Origin of the sequence: Pseudomonas sp. DR 5-09, assembly GCF_001655595.1 — a bacterium.
In the GTDB taxonomy this organism is placed as follows: domain Bacteria; phylum Pseudomonadota; class Gammaproteobacteria; order Pseudomonadales; family Pseudomonadaceae; genus Aquipseudomonas; species Aquipseudomonas pharyngis.
In genome coordinates, this window is record NZ_CP011566.1 from 2,831,441 (window position 1) to 2,848,552 (window position 17,112).

Annotated in this window: 17 protein-coding genes; 7 read left to right on the top strand and 10 right to left on the bottom strand. The window is 61.0% G+C overall.

Features of this window, described 5'->3' with window-relative positions; translation table 11 throughout:
• Positions 1–20: 20 nt before the first annotated feature.
• The 3 genes from PDR5_RS12540 to PDR5_RS12550 are packed head-to-tail and all read right to left on the bottom strand — an operon-like array spanning position 21 to position 1,211.
• Entirely contained in the window at positions 21–398 is a 378-nt protein-coding gene (locus PDR5_RS12540; protein WP_156669327.1) for a hypothetical protein, read from the bottom strand.
• Positions 395–901, bottom strand: coding sequence for a PaaI family thioesterase (locus tag PDR5_RS12545; RefSeq protein WP_064595826.1), 507 nt, complete (start codon positions 899–901; stop codon positions 395–397). The genes PDR5_RS12540 and PDR5_RS12545 overlap by 4 nt, the downstream gene beginning before the upstream one ends.
• A 55-nt stretch (positions 902–956) precedes the next feature.
• On the bottom strand, positions 957–1,211 hold the full coding sequence (locus tag PDR5_RS12550; protein WP_064595828.1) for a FecR/PupR family sigma factor regulator: 255 nt from the start codon (positions 1,209–1,211) through the stop codon (positions 957–959).
• A 224-nt stretch (positions 1,212–1,435) separates the two neighbouring features.
• Here PDR5_RS12550 and PDR5_RS12555 point away from each other — a divergent pair, with 224 nt between their 5' ends.
• The gene (locus PDR5_RS12555) at positions 1,436–3,346 is read left to right on the top strand and encodes a tyrosine-protein phosphatase (protein ID WP_064595830.1); all 1,911 of its coding nucleotides are present in this window, start codon (positions 1,436–1,438) and stop codon (positions 3,344–3,346) included.
• A gap of 45 nt (positions 3,347–3,391) precedes the next feature.
• Here PDR5_RS12555 and PDR5_RS12560 read toward each other — a convergent pair whose 3' ends face one another.
• From PDR5_RS12560 to PDR5_RS12570, 3 genes are all read right to left on the bottom strand, one after another.
• Positions 3,392–4,312 carry an AraC family transcriptional regulator gene (locus PDR5_RS12560; RefSeq protein ID WP_373874499.1) on the bottom strand — a complete coding sequence of 307 codons (921 nt, stop codon included), beginning with the start codon at positions 4,310–4,312 and terminating at the stop codon, positions 3,392–3,394.
• Positions 4,313–4,484: 172 nt separating this feature from the next.
• Positions 4,485–6,161: an MFS transporter gene (locus PDR5_RS12565; RefSeq protein ID WP_064595834.1), complete on the bottom strand. Its 1,677-nt coding sequence runs from the start codon at positions 6,159–6,161 to the stop codon at positions 4,485–4,487.
• A 327-nt stretch (positions 6,162–6,488) separates the two neighbouring features.
• Complete coding sequence (locus PDR5_RS12570; RefSeq protein ID WP_064595836.1) at positions 6,489–6,872, bottom strand: DUF6124 family protein; 384 nt, start codon at positions 6,870–6,872, stop codon at positions 6,489–6,491.
• A gap of 460 nt (positions 6,873–7,332) precedes the next feature.
• Here PDR5_RS12570 and PDR5_RS12575 point away from each other — a divergent pair, with 460 nt between their 5' ends.
• From PDR5_RS12575 to PDR5_RS12585, 3 genes are all read left to right on the top strand, one after another.
• Positions 7,333–7,764 carry a hypothetical protein gene (locus PDR5_RS12575; protein WP_064595842.1) on the top strand — a complete coding sequence of 144 codons (432 nt, stop codon included), beginning with the start codon at positions 7,333–7,335 and terminating at the stop codon, positions 7,762–7,764.
• On the top strand, positions 7,761–8,492 hold the full coding sequence (locus tag PDR5_RS12580; RefSeq protein ID WP_064595844.1) for a DUF72 domain-containing protein: 732 nt from the start codon (positions 7,761–7,763) through the stop codon (positions 8,490–8,492). Before PDR5_RS12575 ends, PDR5_RS12580 begins: the two co-directional genes overlap by 4 nt.
• A 101-nt stretch (positions 8,493–8,593) precedes the next feature.
• On the top strand, positions 8,594–8,974 hold the full coding sequence (locus PDR5_RS12585; protein WP_064595845.1) for a RidA family protein: 381 nt from the start codon (positions 8,594–8,596) through the stop codon (positions 8,972–8,974).
• A gap of 157 nt (positions 8,975–9,131) precedes the next feature.
• On the opposite strand, the gene PDR5_RS12590 is transcribed toward PDR5_RS12585, so the two are convergent.
• Positions 9,132–9,611 (bottom strand): hypothetical protein, encoded by a 480-nt coding sequence (locus PDR5_RS12590; RefSeq protein WP_064595846.1) that lies wholly within the window; start codon positions 9,609–9,611, stop codon positions 9,132–9,134.
• 233 nt (positions 9,612–9,844) lie between these two features.
• Between PDR5_RS12590 and PDR5_RS12595 the strand changes: the two genes are divergently transcribed.
• Positions 9,845–11,833, top strand: a complete 1,989-nt coding sequence (locus PDR5_RS12595; RefSeq protein ID WP_064595847.1) for a peptidase U32 family protein — start codon at positions 9,845–9,847, stop codon at positions 11,831–11,833.
• Positions 11,834–11,893: 60 nt separating this feature from the next.
• Here the strand turns inward: PDR5_RS12595 and PDR5_RS12600 are convergent, their stop codons facing one another.
• Entirely contained in the window at positions 11,894–13,204 is a 1,311-nt protein-coding gene (locus tag PDR5_RS12600; RefSeq protein WP_064595848.1) for an MFS transporter, read from the bottom strand.
• Between the two features lie 355 nt (positions 13,205–13,559).
• Here PDR5_RS12600 and PDR5_RS12605 point away from each other — a divergent pair, with 355 nt between their 5' ends.
• A complete protein-coding gene (locus PDR5_RS12605; RefSeq protein ID WP_064595849.1) occupies positions 13,560–14,585 on the top strand; it encodes a GlxA family transcriptional regulator in 1,026 nt (341 codons plus the stop codon).
• A 21-nt stretch (positions 14,586–14,606) separates the two neighbouring features.
• On the opposite strand, the gene PDR5_RS12610 is transcribed toward PDR5_RS12605, so the two are convergent.
• Both PDR5_RS12610 and PDR5_RS12615 read right to left on the bottom strand, forming a co-directional pair.
• Positions 14,607–15,671: an alpha/beta fold hydrolase gene (locus PDR5_RS12610; RefSeq protein ID WP_064595850.1), complete on the bottom strand. Its 1,065-nt coding sequence runs from the start codon at positions 15,669–15,671 to the stop codon at positions 14,607–14,609.
• A 210-nt stretch (positions 15,672–15,881) separates the two neighbouring features.
• On the bottom strand, positions 15,882–16,076 hold the full coding sequence (locus tag PDR5_RS12615) for a PLDc N-terminal domain-containing protein (protein WP_041475233.1): 195 nt from the start codon (positions 16,074–16,076) through the stop codon (positions 15,882–15,884).
• Between the two features lie 167 nt (positions 16,077–16,243).
• Between PDR5_RS12615 and PDR5_RS12620 the strand changes: the two genes are divergently transcribed.
• A complete protein-coding gene (locus tag PDR5_RS12620) occupies positions 16,244–17,080 on the top strand; it encodes an AraC family transcriptional regulator (RefSeq protein ID WP_064595851.1) in 837 nt (278 codons plus the stop codon).
• Positions 17,081–17,112: the final 32 nt, after the last annotated feature.

A 17,112-nucleotide genomic window follows, 5' to 3' on the forward strand; every position in this document is an offset into this window, starting at 1 on the left:
CAGGTAAACGGTAAGTCGGGTCACTTCGCGCGAAAGTACCGGATCAGGTTGATCGATTGCGTGAATACCGCATATACCACTGCTGCGATCATTAGCCCGGCGATGACCAGGGCAATAGTATTGACACCTGTGATGAGCAGAATGTAGATCGACAACGCGAGTATCAACACGACAAAACTGGCAAGCGTCTGTTTGAAGTACGCCAGCAGCAGCGGCACGACGATCACTGCCAGAGAGTGAAAGGCCACCCCAAACCAGATGTCGATAATCATCTGATCAAAATCACCGCCCGCTTGTGCCAGGGCCAGCAAATACGAATTCGTCAGCCACTCCAGCTTGCCAACCACCATCACGCTGATCGCGATAATCACCACAATGTTTATTGCTCGGTTACTCATTGATCTTCATTCCGTCCATGCGCCGCCGCTGCCAACTGCTCGGTATCCACCCGCACGAATACCGAATCACCCACCGCCGTCAGCACTTCCCCGGCGTAGACCTCGCAGATCACCCGGGTCTTGCGCCCGACTTCACCTTCGACTTTTGCCTTCAATGTCAGCGGCACGCCCATTGGCGTTGGTTTGATGAACTTGATGCCGAGGTTGCCGGTGACGCAGTTGATGCGCGGCAGGCTTTCGGGTTCGCGTTGCTCGGTTCGATAGTGGTAGGCCATCGCGGTCCAGTTGGAATGGCAGTCCACCAGCATCGCGATCAAACCGCCGTAGACCAGTTCCGGCCAGCCGCAGTATTTGGCCTCGGGCACATGCTCGGCCATGACGTGTACGCCGTCTTCGTGCCAGAAGCTTTTGATGTGCAGCCCGTGGGGGTTGTGGCTGCCGCAGCCGAAGCAGACGCCCTCGGGGGCGGCGGTGTCTTGCAGGGAAATGTCGGGGGTGGCCATGCCGGAATCATCCTTAAACTGTAAGCCGAACCCCGCGGATTCTAACCCCGAATGCTCAACGTGAGGATTGCTCCTTTTGCGTGGGCCGTTGTGGATCGGTCAGCAGTTTTTTGCGAGTCGTCGGGTGGTTCGGCAATTGCTCACTGATGTCCCAGATTTCCAGCATTTTCGCGTATTCAAAGGCGTGGCGCGGGCTTTGCTGAATCCACTGCTGGAACGCGTGGCGTTCGTCAGGTGTGCAATCGTCCTCCTGCAGGCGCAGGCACCAGTGCGCTGCCTGGTTCAGGATTTCTTCGTCTGCGTCGGTCATTGACGGCTTCCACGATGGCTGGGGAGGGCATTTTACGTTGCCGCTTGCAAAAAAAACGTCAAAGCACCTTGAGTATTTAAACGGTCAGTGAACGTTCAACGGACAAAAAACGCTGCCGATGTACAGATCGCGCCGTGATTTCCGGGCTTCGTCGCTTTGTCATATTCCCTCACATTTCAATGCAGATAGTGGGCAGCCCAACCTGTTTCCAGTGAGGCTGCCCCGTGTTTCAACGTCTTGTTTGTTCGCTGTCCGTGCTGAGTCTGTCCATTGCTGCCGCCCAGGCGGCTGACCTCGATACCCCGCGCCTGGCAGGCATCGACAACTTCCGGGATATCGCCGGCACCACCACCGCCTATTCCACGGCCCATGACGGCACAATGCGCGCCGGTGTGTTCTACCGCTCCAATGCCCTGACGCCGACGGCGGCGGACCTGGCGACCCTCAACGGTCTGGGGATCAAGTCGGTGTACGACCTGCGCACGCCCAGCGAAATTGCCAGCACGCCGGACACGATGCCAAGCGGTGCGACCTACCAGAATATCGACATCATCGGCAGCACCACCTCCGGCGCGAACATCACCACGGTCTCGTTCAAAAGCGCGGCCGATGCGATTGCGATGATGCAGGAAACCAACCGCGCGTTTGTCAGCGATGCCGGCATGCGTGGTCAGTTCGGTGTGCTGTTCAATGAACTGGCCGGTGTCGACGGCGCCGCGCTGTTCCATTGCACCGCCGGCAAGGACCGCACCGGCTGGACCGCTGCCGTTCTGTTGAGCATCGCCGGCGTCGATAACGCCACGATCATGAGCAATTACCTGGCGACCAACGACTACACCGCCGAACGGGTCGCCAAGACCCTGGCGATGATGCCGCCGAGCATGGCCGCGATCTACGCGCCGCTGCTGGGCGTCGAAGCCAGTTACCTGCAAGCGGGGCTGGATCAGGTGACCGCGCAATACGGCAGCATGGACAACTACCTCAAGCAGGGGCTGGGTCTGTCCCAGGAAACCATTTATGTACTGCGCGGCAAAATGGTCGAGTACAACAGCCTGCCCGGCCAGGCAGGGCTGATCGGCAACGCCGCGGCCGGTGCGCAACTGTTGCAGGAGTTACAGAACAGCAGCCTGTCGGGCACCTACAGCGCTTACAACTACTACCTGCAATCGGCCATCGACGCCGGCACCCTCGGCGGTGTCGAGTCCACGGTCGGCGGCCAGGTGCACGCCGATGCGGCCAGTTACCTGCTGCGTCAGAACGCAATGATCGAGCAAGCCGCCGCGCCGTTCGCCAGCGGCACCGACCTCAAGGTCGGCCAGTACCAGTTGTGGAGCACCGCGCTCGTCGGTTATCTGGGCACCGACGGTTCGGCCCATGCGCAAAGCAGCAATGAACACAGCCAGGGCCTGATGGTCGGCGTCACCCAGCGCTTCTCCGAACAGCTCAGCGCCCGTGGCGGGATCGGTTACAGCAAAGGCTCGGTGGGTGGCGCGGGCGGCGAGGTCGATACCGATTTCACGTTCTTCAACCTTGGCGCCCGTTATGGCTTCACCAACCTGGAACGTGGCCTGTTTGTCGATGCCAACATCAGCGCCGGTTATATCGACTACGACAGCAAACGCGACCTCGGTGGCGGCCTCGGTTCGGCGAAGGGCGATACTCACGGCAATCTCAGCGGCGCCACATTGGCGCTGGGGTATCGCGTGCCGCTGAACACTGTGATTCTGGAGCCAAGCCTTGGCGTGCGCGTCAGCCGTCTGGACCTGTCAGGCTTCCAGGAGAAGGGCAGCGAACTGGCCCTCAATGTCGATGACATTCAGGAAACCCGCCGCAGTGCGGTGGCCAATCTCGACGTCTCGTTTGCCCCGATGCCCATGGGCGCGTGGCAACTGGTGCCAGGCGTTCGGGTTGGTTACGAGCGTGTGCTGGGCGATCATCAGGTCGACAGCGAAGGGCATCTACTGGGGCTGGATATCGAGCAGCGCGCGGCGTTCGACAACCGCGATCAGTTCAGTGGCGGCGCCAACCTGATGGCCAACCTCGGTGCCCTGAGTCTGGGTGCCGAAGTCGGTGCCAGCGGTGGCGGCGACAGCCACGGTTTCAGCGGCGGGCTCAAGGCCAGTTATCAGTTCTAAAAACTGTGGGGGCGAGCCTGCTCGCTCCCACAATGGTCTGCTGTGCTAACGCAGTCCCTTTCGCACATCAGCCGGGCTCACGCCGTAGGCACTCTGGAAGTACTGGCTGAACCGGCCGACATTGCTGAAGCCCAATCGCAGCGCCACTTCGGTCACCGAGGCAGGAGTGCCCTGGCGCAATGTTTCGTAAGCACGCTCCAGCCGCACCTGCCGCTGATACCCGACAATCGACGTCCCGGCAAACCGCCGAAAACCCTCTTGCAGCGCGCGCAGGCTGACGTTGGCCAGCCGCGCCAGATCCGTGCCACTGACCTGAATCTCGGGATGCGCCTGAATGTAATCGATCGCCTGCCGCACATGCCTCGGCGCAATCAACGCCTCTGGACGACGCAGGGCCTGGCTGAAGTTGTGCGGCCAGGCCTCCAATACCGCGTCCACCAGCATCTCCCGCAGCCGTGACGGCATCAGCGAACCGGCGTTCAGCAGCCGATCGAACTCGGTGCCGGTGGCCAGATCAATCAGCGCGCGAATGCCCTGAAACGCCGGGCTGTTCAGATCCACCCTCGGCTCGAAATGCAGCTTGTGCACGATCGGTTTGCCCAGCAGGGTCGACAGCCGTTCGGTGAGCGCCGCACGGCTGATCGACATGCCGTGCTGGGCATGATTGTCGATAAAACGCATCGAACGCAGCTCAGCCTTGTCGATGGCCAGCCCCACATCGCACAGCCCGACAGATTCATGGTTGAAAACGATCTTGCCGGCGGTGGGAATGACGAAGGTGATTTCATCGAACGGCTCGGGGAAGGCGACCGTGAAATCGCCCCGGTAATGCATGCGCCGGAAACTCACGCCTTCGTACCGCCCGTAAACGCCGCCAATGATGATGTCTTTGGGCGGCGGTGGTGTGTCGCCATAACGGTTGCCGAACATTCGCGAGAACAGGGCGCCGAAGTCGTCACTGGCCATGTTGTCGGATCGCAGGATGAGGGTCTGGCGTGTCGGGCTTGAGTACACCGGGAGGGTCACCTTGGTGGTCGGGGCATCGGGGCGCGACGACGTTACCAAGGGAGAATGACGCCGATGTGACAACGCTCGATGCTGTGCGTGAAAGTCACGCACAGCATCGAGCGAAGCGGGGTCAGGTGTGATGGATGTCCCGATCCTTGGTTTCAGGCATGAAGAAGATCCCGAGAATCGCCGTCATCACCGCAATCACGATCGGATACCACAAGCCGTAGTAGATGTCCCCGGTGGCCGCGACCATCGCAAACGCCACGGTCGGCAGGAACCCGCCGAACCAGCCGTTGCCGATGTGATACGGCAGCGACATCGAGGTGTAGCGGATGCGCGCCGGGAACAGCTCGACCAGCCACGCGGCAATCGGACCGTAGACCATGGTCACGTAGATCACCAGAACGGTCAGCAGGAGCAGCACCATCGGGTAATTGGTCTTGGCCGGGTCGGCTTTTTCCGGGTAACCGGCTTCTTTCAGCGCGGCGCCGAGGCTGGCGGTGAAGGCGTCGTTACGGGTCTTGAAGTCAGCGGCCGGCAGGGTCGTGCCTTCGAAGCTTTCGATGACTTTGTCGCCGATACGCACCTGGGCCACGGTGCCCGGTTCCGCCAGCACGTTTTCGTACGGGATCGCGCGTTTGGCCAGGATGGTTTTCGCCAGATCGCACGAGCTGGTGAATTTGGCCTTGCCCACCGGATCGAACTGGAACGAGCACTGGTCGGGGTTGGCGATCACCTTGACCGGGTTTTTCTCCTGGGCCACGAACACGTCGGGGTTACCGTACTGGGTTAGCGCATGGAAGATCGGGAAGTAGGTCACCGCCGCCAGAATGCACCCGGCCATGATGATGCCCTTGCGCCCGATGCGGTCGGACAGGCTGCCGAAAATCACGAAGAACGGCGTACCGATCAGCAGCGAACCGGCGATCAGCAGGTTCGCGGTCTGCGGGTCGATCTTCAGGGTTTGCAGCAGGAAAAACAGCGCGTAGAACTGCCCGGTGTACCAGACCACCGCTTGGCCGGCGGTGCCGCCGAGCAGGGCCATGATCACGATTTTCAGGTTGTCCCAGCGGGCGAAGGATTCAGTCAGCGGGGCTTTCGACGACTTGCCTTCTTCTTTCATTTTCTTGAACACCGGCGACTCGTTCAGTTGCAGCCGGATGTACACCGAGACCGCCAGCAGCAGGATCGACAGCAGAAACGGAATCCGCCAGCCCCAGGCCTCGAACGCTTCGGTGCCCAGCGCGGTACGGCAAGCGAGGATCACCAGCAACGACATAAACAGGCCCAGGGTCGCGGTGGTCTGAATCCATGACGTGAAATAACCGCGTTTGCCCTTCGGCGCATGCTCGGCCACATACGTCGCCGCACCGCCGTACTCACCGCCCAGCGCCAGGCCTTGCAGCAAGCGCAGGGTAATCAGAATGATCGGCGCCGCGACCCCGATGGTCGCGTAACCGGGCAGGAACCCCACAATCGCCGTCGACACACCCATGATCACAATGGTGATCAGAAACGTGTGCTTGCGCCCGATCATGTCGCCCAGCCGCCCGAACACAATCGCCCCGAACGGCCGGACCGCAAAGCCTGCGGCGAAGGCGAGCAGGGCGAAGATGAACGCCGTGGTCTCGTTCACCCCGGCAAAGAAGTGCTTGGCGATGATCGCCGCCAGGGAGCCGTAGAGGTAAAAGTCGTACCACTCGAACACCGTGCCGAGCGACGACGCAAAGATGACCTTGCGTTCCTCCCGGCTGACGCTGTGGTGCGGGGCACTGCCTGTGGACATGCTGTCGAGTACTGCCATGGGTGTTCTCCGTCGTGCTTGTTTTTGTAGGCCGGAGCACTTCATCAACGTCGCGTACCCAAGGCCTGTGGCGGATGCCGGTTCAGGTATTTCGTGGAGCGTGCACAGAATCACCGCCCCGCGCGGGAGGGCGGGGTTTCATTGAGCATAATTGGGTTCTGTTGGATGTCCACCCGACGAGATTTGGGGGGCCGGATACTCACCGGCGCATGACCTGTGGGAGCTGGCCTGCCAGCGATGAGGCCGATCTATTCAACACGGATGTTGTCTGATCGCACGTCATCGCTGGCAGGCCAGCTCCCACAGGATTTGGCGATGCTCGGCGGATTATTCCGTTGGCACGACGTTATCCAGCACTTGATTCACCGCCAGTTCCGCCAGCATCACGATCTGTGCGATGCCTTGTGCGGTTTTGCGGTGGGGGCCTTCGAGGGCGTCGACGAGGTTGTTGAGCATGACGTTGGCCGAGCCGAGAGTTTCGACGGCGTCGGCGAGCAGGGATTCGGTGTTGCTGGCCGGGTTGGCCTGGTAGAGGCGGTTGGGGACGTAGGGCGCGGCCATGATGTAGGGGGCGGGCGGGCCGAGGTAGTAGTTGAGGGCGCGTTCGGCGGCTTCGTTGAATTTTTTGGAGTCAGGGCATTCGTAGGGGGATGTTGGATTGGTGATGCTGTCCGGTGCGGTAACCGGGGGATTTGGCGTTATTTTGAACATGGGATGTCATCCTTCTATAAGGCCGCATCCATTTCGCTGCTAAACGAAGGGGGTGGCGGCTGTGTGCGAGTTAGCAGACCGGTAGACATCCCCAAAACCCGGCGCACCCGAAGGTGCCAAGCACACAGCCACCATCAAGTGCAGGCGACCGCCTGACTGATGAGACTCGTACAACCGGGGAATATCTGCCGGGCTGCTAAACCCGATCACTGGAAATCAGTGACCCGATCCAAGTTACCGGCCGACCCCAAGGCGCACAAGCCGGCGGATTCTGGCGTAGCGGTAGGCTCTGGCGCAAGGATTTGTAGGCATCCGGAAGCATTCCGACATGTCTTTAAACGGCGTGATTCAAACCTGTTTATCAATCATCGCCCGACGAGGAGAAACCTGACGCGTTAAGCCCCAAAACCATTCGTCGCCAGCCCCGCACTCATCACGCCGCCCCTCGCTCAAAAGCTGCATGACCAAAACCATCAACGCCGAAGACTTGCACATCGACCTGCATCCGCTGAACGAATCAGCGCTGTTCAAATGGCTGCTCGCCAGTTTCCTGATGGGCAAACGCATCCAGGCCGACATCGCCGCCGAAGCCTACCGAGTGATCGTTGAACGACACCAGCGCGATACGCCGCGCAAACTCGGCCATTGCACCCACCGCGAACTGGTGCGGATGCTCGGCCAGGCGCATTACGTGCGTTACGACGAAACCACCGCCGAACGCTTGCTGGCCCTGGCCGCCAGACTGAATGACGAATATGCCGGGCGGGTAATGAACATGGTCGAGGCGAGCGCCGACCGCCAGGACTTCGAAAAGCGTTTGCAAGCCTTCGACGGCATTGGCCCGAAAACCGTGGAAATCTTCATGCGTGAAGCGGGCAAGGTGCTGTTTTGAGTGCGTGGTCTATCTTCATCGGTTGCGCCGGCTGGAGCCTGCCCCGGCAGCATTGGCCAGCCTTCCCGGAGCAGGGCACTCATCTGCAACGTTACGCCGCGCTGCTCAATGGCGTGGAAATCAACAGCTCCTTCTACCGTCCGCACAAACTGCAAACCTATGCCCGTTGGGCCGAGTCGGTGGCGGACGGATTTCGCTTCTGCGTGAAGATACCGAAATCGATCAGCCATGAGCGACGCCTGCGGGACTGTGAACCTGAGCTCGACGCCTTTCTCGAGCAGTGTTCGGGACTGGGTGATCGCCTGGGTTGCCTGCTGCTGCAGTTGCCACCGTCGCTGGTGTTTGACGAAGCGGTTGCCGAGGCGTTTTTTATCGGCTTGCGCCAGCGTTATTCCGGAGCCGTGGTGTTGGAGCCGCGCCACGAATCCTGGGCCGCCGCCGAACTGTTGTTGATGGCGTATCGCATCGCGCAAGCGGTGGTCGATCCCTCGCGAATCAGCACCGACACGGCTCCGTGCGGCTGGCCGGGCGTGCGCTACTGGCGGCTGCACGGTTCGCCACGGATTTATCACAGCCCCTACGACTCGGCGTATCTGGAAACGCTCGCCGGCGATTTGCAGGTGGCGGCTGTCGACGGCGTCGACACCTGGTGCATTTTCGACAACACCGCCAGCGGCGCGGCACTCGGCAATGCGCTGGAACTGCGGCGGATACTGGCGCAGGGCTGACACACCGCGTCGGGACTTCCCACCGCCGATCGGGTCTGTAAACTGGCCGCCCGAAACGGCGCGCGATGGCGCCGTCCTCACTGCCAGCGAAGGACTTTCCCATGGCCAACCAAGACATCACTTACACCCCGGACCCGGATGCAGACTCGATCTCTTCGGACGTGACCGAATTCAACGGCATCCTGATGTCGACCCAGATTCCGACCCGTGCCGACGGCAGCCTGGAACTGGGCGACATCATCGCGCAAAGCGAATGCACGTTGCAGGCGCTGAAAGTGGCGCTGGAAAAGGCCGGCAGCTCAATGGATCGCGTGTTGCACCTGACCATTTATCTGACCGATATGGCTGATCGCGCTGCGTTCAACGAGGTGTACAAGCGCTACTTCGCCAAGTCATGGCCGGTGCGTGCGGCGGTGGGCGTGGCGGCGCTGGCGGTTGAGGGGATGAAGGTGGAAGTGACTGCGATGGCCGCCAAGGCCTGACTTCAGCACAGCTGCTCCCCGCAGGAGCAGGTGTTCCAAGTCAGTCATTCATTGCTGCTGTATTGTGCCGGCGTTTTTACGGGCAAACTTCCCTACAGACCAGCGCAGCCAATACGGCCGCTCCGAGCCTGGCTGCGCTTCGAACTTTCTATTAAGGCTATTTATCGTCCAGTGGGCCGGTGGCATTTAGAAAAAGTTGTGCGTTTTTCACATGGTATTCGACGCCTTCATAAATAACATACATTTCAAAATTCGCTTCAATAGTGTTGCTGATCCTGTCTCTTTTGAACGTAACCTTACCCTTAAAACCCGACACATTATAAAAGCCTGCTGTTAGGTGGCCCGATACAACGCCAGTACCTTCGCGCTCTATTCTGTATGTACCGTCTTCCAGCGTTTTGGGGATTATGAGCCCGAGCTGTACGTGTTCCTCAGTTGGCAGGCTACGACCCAGGACACTTAAAAATTCTGGAACTAACGAAGCATAGATGAATGTGCCAGCTGAAAACTTTTCCCCTACGCCCGGAATGGGTGGACTGAACGTTGCCTCGCAATAATTGTTCATTACTGAATGTGCATCACCGGCCGTCATGTCTTTTTCATTAATATTTAATGCTTTGTAAATTTCAGTGTTCATTATCGAAATCCTTTTTGATGAATCGAAAATGGAAAAGGCACTGCAATACGCTGGAATACCTGGCGAAAAGAGTGCTTCATATAAGCCGACCCAACAACTGACAGAACTTACAGTTATGCCATTGCCGAAACTGTGCTAGTGACTTTATGCATCACATCGCCCCATGGGTGCCGGTCAGGCCGTTCGCAGGTACAATGCGCGCCTCGACCGTGACAGCCTGACTAAAAAAACATATGTCCTTGCCCAAACATCACCTGGAACTGCTCAGCCCCGCCCGTGACGTGGCCATCGCCCGCGAGGCCATCCTGCATGGCGCCGACGCGGTCTACATCGGCGGCCCGAGCTTCGGCGCGCGCCACAACGCGTGCAACGAGGTGAGCGAAATCGCCGAACTGGTGGAATTTGCCCGTCGCTATCACGCGCGCATCTTCACCACCATCAACACCATCCTGCACGACAACGAACTGGAGCCGGCGCGCAAGCTGATCCATCAGTTGTACGACGCCGGCGTCGATGCGCTGATCGTTCAGGACCTGGGCGTGATGGAGCTGGACATTCCACCCATCGAGCTGCACGCCAGCACCCAGACCGACATCCGTACCCTCGAGCGGGCCAAGTTCCTCGATCAGGCCGGTTTCTCGCAACTGGTTCTGGCCCGTGAACTGAACCTCAAGGAAATCCGCGCGATCGCCGATGAAACCGATGCCGCCATCGAGTTCTTCATTCACGGCGCGTTGTGTGTGGCGTTCTCCGGTCAGTGCAACATTTCCCACGCGCAGACCGGGCGCAGTGCCAACCGTGGCGACTGCTCCCAGGCCTGCCGTCTGCCGTACACCCTCAAAGACGAGAAGGGTGGCGTGATCGCCTACGAAAAACACCTGTTGTCGATGAAAGACAACAACCAGAGCGCCAACATCCGCGCACTGGTCGAGGCCGGTGTGCGTTCGTTCAAGATCGAAGGTCGCTACAAGGACATGGGTTATGTGAAGAACATCACCGCCTATTACCGCCAGCGCCTCGACGACGTGCTCAACGACCGCCCGGACCTGGCTCGCGCTTCCAGCGGCCGCACCGCGCATTTCTTCATGCCGGACCCGGAAAAGACCTTCCACCGGGGCAGCACCGACTACTTCGTCAGCGAGCGCAAGATCGACATCGGTGCGTTCGATTCGCCGACCTTCACCGGTCTGGCGGTGGGCGTGGTCGAGAAAGTCGGCAAGCGTGACATGCAGGTCATCACCCACGAGCCGCTGTCCAACGGCGACGGCCTCAACGTGCTGGTCAAGCGCGAAGTGGTGGGGTTCCGCGCCAACATCGCCGAAGCCAGGGGCGAGTTCGAGGAAGAAGGCGAGAAGCGCTACCGCTACCGCGTCGAGCCGAACGAAATGCCGGAAGGCCTGTACAAGCTGCGCCCGAACCACCCACTGAACCGCAACCTCGACCACAACTGGCAGCAGGCCTTGCTCAAGACCTCTGCAGAGCGTCGTATTGGCGTGAGCTGGCTGGCGAAGTTGCGTGAAGAGCGTCTGGAACTGACCGTGACCAGCGAAGAGGGCATCAGCGCCAGCGTCGCGCTGGAAGGCCCATTCGGCGTCGCCAACAAACCGGAACAGGCGCTGGAGACCTTGCACGACCTGCTTGGCCAGCTCGGCACCACCGAGTACCACGCGACCTCGATCAAACTGGATGCGCCGCAAGCGTTCTTCATCCCGAACTCGCAGCTCAAGTCGTTGCGCCGTGAAGTGATTGAAGCGCTGACCGCCGCCCGCGTTGCCGCCCACCCGCGCGGTTCGCGCAAGGCCGAGACCACGCCACCGCCGGTGTATCCGGAGGCGCATCTGTCGTTCCTGGCCAACGTCTACAACCAGAAGGCTCGCGACTTCTACCACCGTCACGGCGTGAAGCTGATCGACGCCGCGTACGAGGCCCACGAAGAGGCGGGCGAAGTGCCGGTGATGATCACCAAGCACTGCCTGCGGTTCTCCTTCAACCTGTGCCCGAAACAGGCCAAAGGCGTGACCGGCGTGAAGACCAAAGTCGCGCCGATGCAGCTGATTCACGGCGACGAAGTGCTGACCCTGAAGTTCGACTGCAAACCGTGCGAGATGCACGTGATCGGCAAGATGAAGGGCCACATCCTGAACCTGCCGCAGCCGGGCAGTGTGGTGGGGCATATCAGCCCTGAGGATCTGATGAAAACGATCCCGCGCGCGCCGCACTGATTAGCAGGCAATAAAAAACCGGTGACGAAAGTCACCGGTTTTTTTATGCCTGCCAGAAACTCAACTGGCTTCGTAGCGCGATCCTGTCTGCGGCGCCGCTTCGCCGCTCAACGCATCGACCATCGGCGGATGGTCCTGCGCCGCCTGACGCAGATCCTCGGTCACCCGCAGCTCTGCACCGGTCGGCGAGAAGGTCGCTGCCGCCGCAAACGGCGCCGGATTGGCCGGCACCGGACGCTTGCCGCGACGCCAGAAGAAGAACGTCACCATGCTCAGATTGACCAGCGCGAAGGCCCAGAACAAGCCGGTTTCGCCGTGAGCGTTCATCGCTGGCGAGATCAGCAGCGGGCTCATCGCCGAGCCCAGCGAATTGATCAGCAGCATGCCCTGAATCATCGGCACTAGGGTTGCCACCGGCGCCCGGTCGGCAGCGTGGCTGACCGCAACCGGGTACAACGCGAACACGCCGCCGCCCAGCAGGAACAGCATCGCCGCGAGCATGGCCGAGGACAGCGGCACCAGTACAATCACCAACGACAGCACCGTGCACGCGGCGCAGAGCACGGTCAGCACCTGCAGGCGATCCTTGCGGTCGGACCAGCGCCCGACAGGGTATTGCAGCAGCATCGCGCCGAGGATCGTCCAGGCCATCATGCTGCCGACTTCGCCGACGTTCAGACCGATGCGTTGCAGGTACAGCGGCAGCAGGGTGTAGATCGCCGCGATGGTGACGCCGGAGCCGAAGCACCCGACCAGTCCGGTGGGCGACACACCCAGCAGCGCCCGTGGCTTGAGCGGTTCGACCTGTTCAAGCAGCGGTGAAACCCGCGGCAGGATCACGATCGGCAGCACCGACAGGGTCGCGAGCATGCCGGCGACCATGAACGGCGCGGTGTCGCCCAGCCCGGTGATTTTTCCCAAAAACGCCTGACCCAGCACGCCGGCGCCGTAGAGAACGATCATGTACAACGCGAGCAGACGGCCGCGAATCTTCGCGTCACCGGCCAGCAGGAGCCAGCTCTCGATCACCAGAAACACGCCGACCGTGGCCCAGCCGTTGATCAGGCGCAGGACGACCCAGCCCCAGGTGTCATAAAACAGCCCTTGCAGCAGGATGGTCGCGGCGATGAGCGAGGCGAAGCTGCTGTAGGCGCGGATATGGCCGATGCGCAGGATCAGCCGATCGTTGAAGATCGCGCCCAGGGTCAGGCCGATGAAATAGGCCGAGGACACGATGCCGATCATCGTCGCCGATTCGCCGGCAGCGCCCAGGCGCAGGGTGGTCAAAGAAGACAGAAAGCCGTTGCCCAGGGCAACAATGAATAGCCCGAGCAGGGGCGCCAGCGCCATGGCCAGCAAACGCGGTGTCATAAAAACCTCAAGTGATCGAACAGCGGAACGTGCGCCTCTGCGCATGCGAGTGCCAAGCCGAAGTGTGTTGAAGACAAACGACCGCCGAACGGGCAGGACGATTGAGCCTGGCGCACTGGGTGAAAGTGGCCGGCTGTTCAAACCTGAGGGTTGTCATGGCTGCGGGCAGGCGCCGTTCGGGCGACTGCAAGAGGAGGCGCGATTTTAAGCCTTGTGTGGCGTTTGCCAAGGTGCCGGGCCTGCGACGTTGGGACGCAGGCTCGCTGGTATCAGCAGCGATCGCACTGACGTGCTTGCGTCGTTCGCGAGTAATTTGCTGCGGCGCCAGTTAGCATGGCGGCATAACAACGAAACGATGGGCCCCACCTTGATCGAACGACGCCAATTCAGCGGTGGCATGAAGGGCAAGAACCTTCGCTACCTGAACGAGCCCGCCAGCGGGCCGGGACGCATGACCCGCACCGGGTTTGTGCTGCTGGAGCATTTTTCCCTGCCGGCCTTCACCCAGGCGCTGGACACCCTTGTCACCGCCAATCTGCTGCGCCCCGGTCTGTTTTCCACGCGCACCTTCGGCCTCAGCGACGGTGAAGTGATCAGCGACCTGGGGCTGGTGATTCGCCCGGACTCGCGCCTGGAAACCAGTGTGTTGCAGGAACTGGATCTGCTGGTGATCTGCGGCGGTTACCGCACGGAATTGAAGGCGAGCGATGAGCTCATCAACCTGCTGAAAATGGCCGCCGAGGCTGGCGTGATACTGGCCGGGTTGTGGAACGGCGCGTGGTTCCTGGGCCGGGCAGGGGTGCTGGAAGGCTATCGCTGTGCGATTCACCCGGAGCATCGGCCGGCGCTGGCGGAGATTTCCAAGGCGACCCAGGTCAGCAGCGAACCCTACGTAATCGACCGCGACCGGTTGACCGCGTCCAGTCCGTCTGGCGCGTTCCACATGGCCCTGGATTGGATCAAGGGCCTGCACGACAAGGCGCTGGTCGAAGGCATCGAAGACATTCTGGCGTTCGAGGAATCGCGTTACCGGCGGATCAAACCGACCGAGAACCTCTGCGTCAGCGCGCCGTTGCGTGAAGTGGTGAAGCTGATGGACGCCAATCTGGAGGAACCGCTGGAGCTGGAACAACTGGCGGTGTATGCCGGGCGTTCCCGGCGTCAACTGGAGCGGCTGTTCAAGGAACAACTGGGCACCACGCCGCAGCGTTATTACATGGAACTGCGCATCACCGAGGCTCGGCGCCTGCTGCAACACACCGAGCTGTCCCAAGTGGACGTGCTGGTGGCCTGCGGATTCGTTTCGCCGAGTCATTTCAGCAAGTGCTACAGCGCCTATTTCGGTTATCGCCCGTCCAAAGAAAAACGGCTCGTCAAATGACGAGCCGTTTGGCGTGCCGCTTCAGAGGTGATCGGCGTCGATGATCGCCTGAGCGAAGGCTTTCGGGTCTTCCTGCGGCAGGTTGTGACCGACGCCGCCGTCGATCAGGCGGAACTGGTATTTGCCGGTGAAGCGCTTGGCGTAGTCCTCGGGGGCCGGGTGCGGGGCGCCGTTGGCATCGCCTTCCAAGGTAATGGTCGGCACGCTGATCGAAGGCGCGGTGGCGAGTTTCTGTTCCAGCGCATCGTACTGTTTTTCACCCTGCACCAGGCCCAGACGCCAGCGGTAGTTGAACACGGTGATCGCGACGTGATCCGGGTTCTGCAACGCCTTGGCGCTGCGGTCGAAGGTGGCGTCGTCGAACGCCCATTTCGGTGACGCCAGTTGCCAGATCAGCTTGGCGAAATCATGGGTGTTCTTGGTGTAACCCGCCTCACCACGGTCAGTGGCGAAGTAGAACTGATACCACCATTGCAGTTCGGCCTTGGGCGGCAGCGGATTCTTGCCGGCGGCCTGATTGCCGATCAGGTAACCGCTGACCGAGACCAGCGCCTTGACCCGCTCCGGCCACAGCGCCGAAACGATGTCTGCCGATCGCGCGCCCCAGTCGTAGCCGCCGAGCACGGCTTGCTTGATCTTCAGCGCATCCATGAAATCGATCACGTCACTGGCCAGCGCCGCCGGCTGACCGTTGCGCACGGTCTTGTCGGACAGGAAATGCGTGTCGCCATAACCCCGGGCGTACGGCATCAGCACCCGATAACCCTTGGCCGCCAGCAGCGGCGCGACGTCGTCGTAGCTGTGAATGTCATACGGCCAGCCGTGCAGCAGAATCACCACCGGGCCATTGGCCGGGCCGGTTTCGGCGTAGGCCACGTCCAATACGCCGGCCTTCACGTGCTTGAGCGGGCCGAATGGCAGGTCAGCCGTGACGCTGGCGGCTGCGGTCTTGATCGGCTCGGGGGCTGCGGTTTGCGCTTGAGCGAAGGCGCCAAACTGCAGCAGCGCAGTGGCGAGAAGCGACAGGCCCAGCAGACGGCGACGGTTTTTCCCGGTGGTGACGGTAGCGTGTGGTGCGTGCTTCATGGCAAGTCTCCTTATGATCGGCGAGGGCCGGGTTCTGGCTGAACCCTTCGAATCTGGAGCCCATTAAAGACTGGCCACGTATCTGCGCTGTTTCCGTTTTCGTCATCTGATGCCCAGGCATGTATCCGGGCGGCATTCGTACACACTGGGATACAAACCAGCGGCCAACAAAAAGCCCCGAATGTTCGGGGCTCTTGCTTGCCTTGGGCTTCAGGCCTGCGTGACGTGCTTGGGCCCGGCCAGCGCCCAGGCGATCAGCCCGAACAGCGGCACAAACACGATCAATACGATCCAGACACCTTTGTTGCTGGCTTTCCCCTCACTCTTGCGCACCCGGTTGATCGCCCACAATTCGATGAGCAAAAGCACGACGGCCAGTACGATCCACGTGGTTTCAATTTGCATGAGCTACCTCCTGATGGTCTTTGGCTTAGGCGGGCCGTGACACTCAGGGTTCATTAAATTTGCTGAATGGCCTGCCTGGCTCACGTGCACAAATGTTCTAAACCCATCGGCAAAGTCGCGGTAACGTAGACGTCCTTGACGAACAACCACTGCCTTCGGAGCCTTGCGTGGACAAACGCAACTGGATCGACTTGTCTCAGGATGCCGACACCGGGATCGAGTCGATTCGTGCCCATTTCCAGGGGCATGCCTACGATCCGCACTGGCATGACAGCTTTCTGGTGGGCGTCACCGAGCAGGGCGTGCAGCAGTTTCATTGCCGGCGCGTGCGCCATCTGAGTACGCCGGGCAAGATTTTCATGCTGGAACCGGGTGAGATCCACGACGGGCACGCGCCGACGGAGGAGGGTTTCACCTATTCCATGCTCTACCTCGACCCGCACTGGCTGGAGCGCGAATTGCGCGTGCTGTTCGAGCATGCGCCGGACAACAGCCAGCTCGGGTTCACCGATACCCTGAGCCAGGATTCGCGCCTGTCCACGGCCATCAATCAGGCCTTCAACGCCCTGCATCAAGGCGACTTGCGCATCGTGCGCCAGACCGCCATCGACACCTTGCTCGGTGCGCTGACGTCCCACCTCGACTGGCGCAAGCGCCAGCCGTTCGATCCGCGCCTGCCATGGGTGGCCCAGGTGGCGCGGGATTATCTGCATGGGCACGCCTTCGAGGACATCGGACTGGACGACCTGGCCCAGGCATGCGGGGTCGATCGCTTTCGTCTGACCCGTGCATTCAAGGCCGCTTTCGGACTGGCGCCGCATGCGTATCTGATTCAGTTGCGCCTGGCCCGCGCCCGCCAGTTGCTGGCGCGCGGCGAAACACCCGCCACCGTCGCCAGCGCCCTCGGTTTCGCCGATCAAAGCCATCTCGGGCGCTGGTTTCGCCGTGCCTATCACCTGACGCCGGCGGACTACCGCAAGCGCTGCTCAAACCTTCCAGACTGAACCCCCGCGCAACCGCGACCATGGCCTCCTGT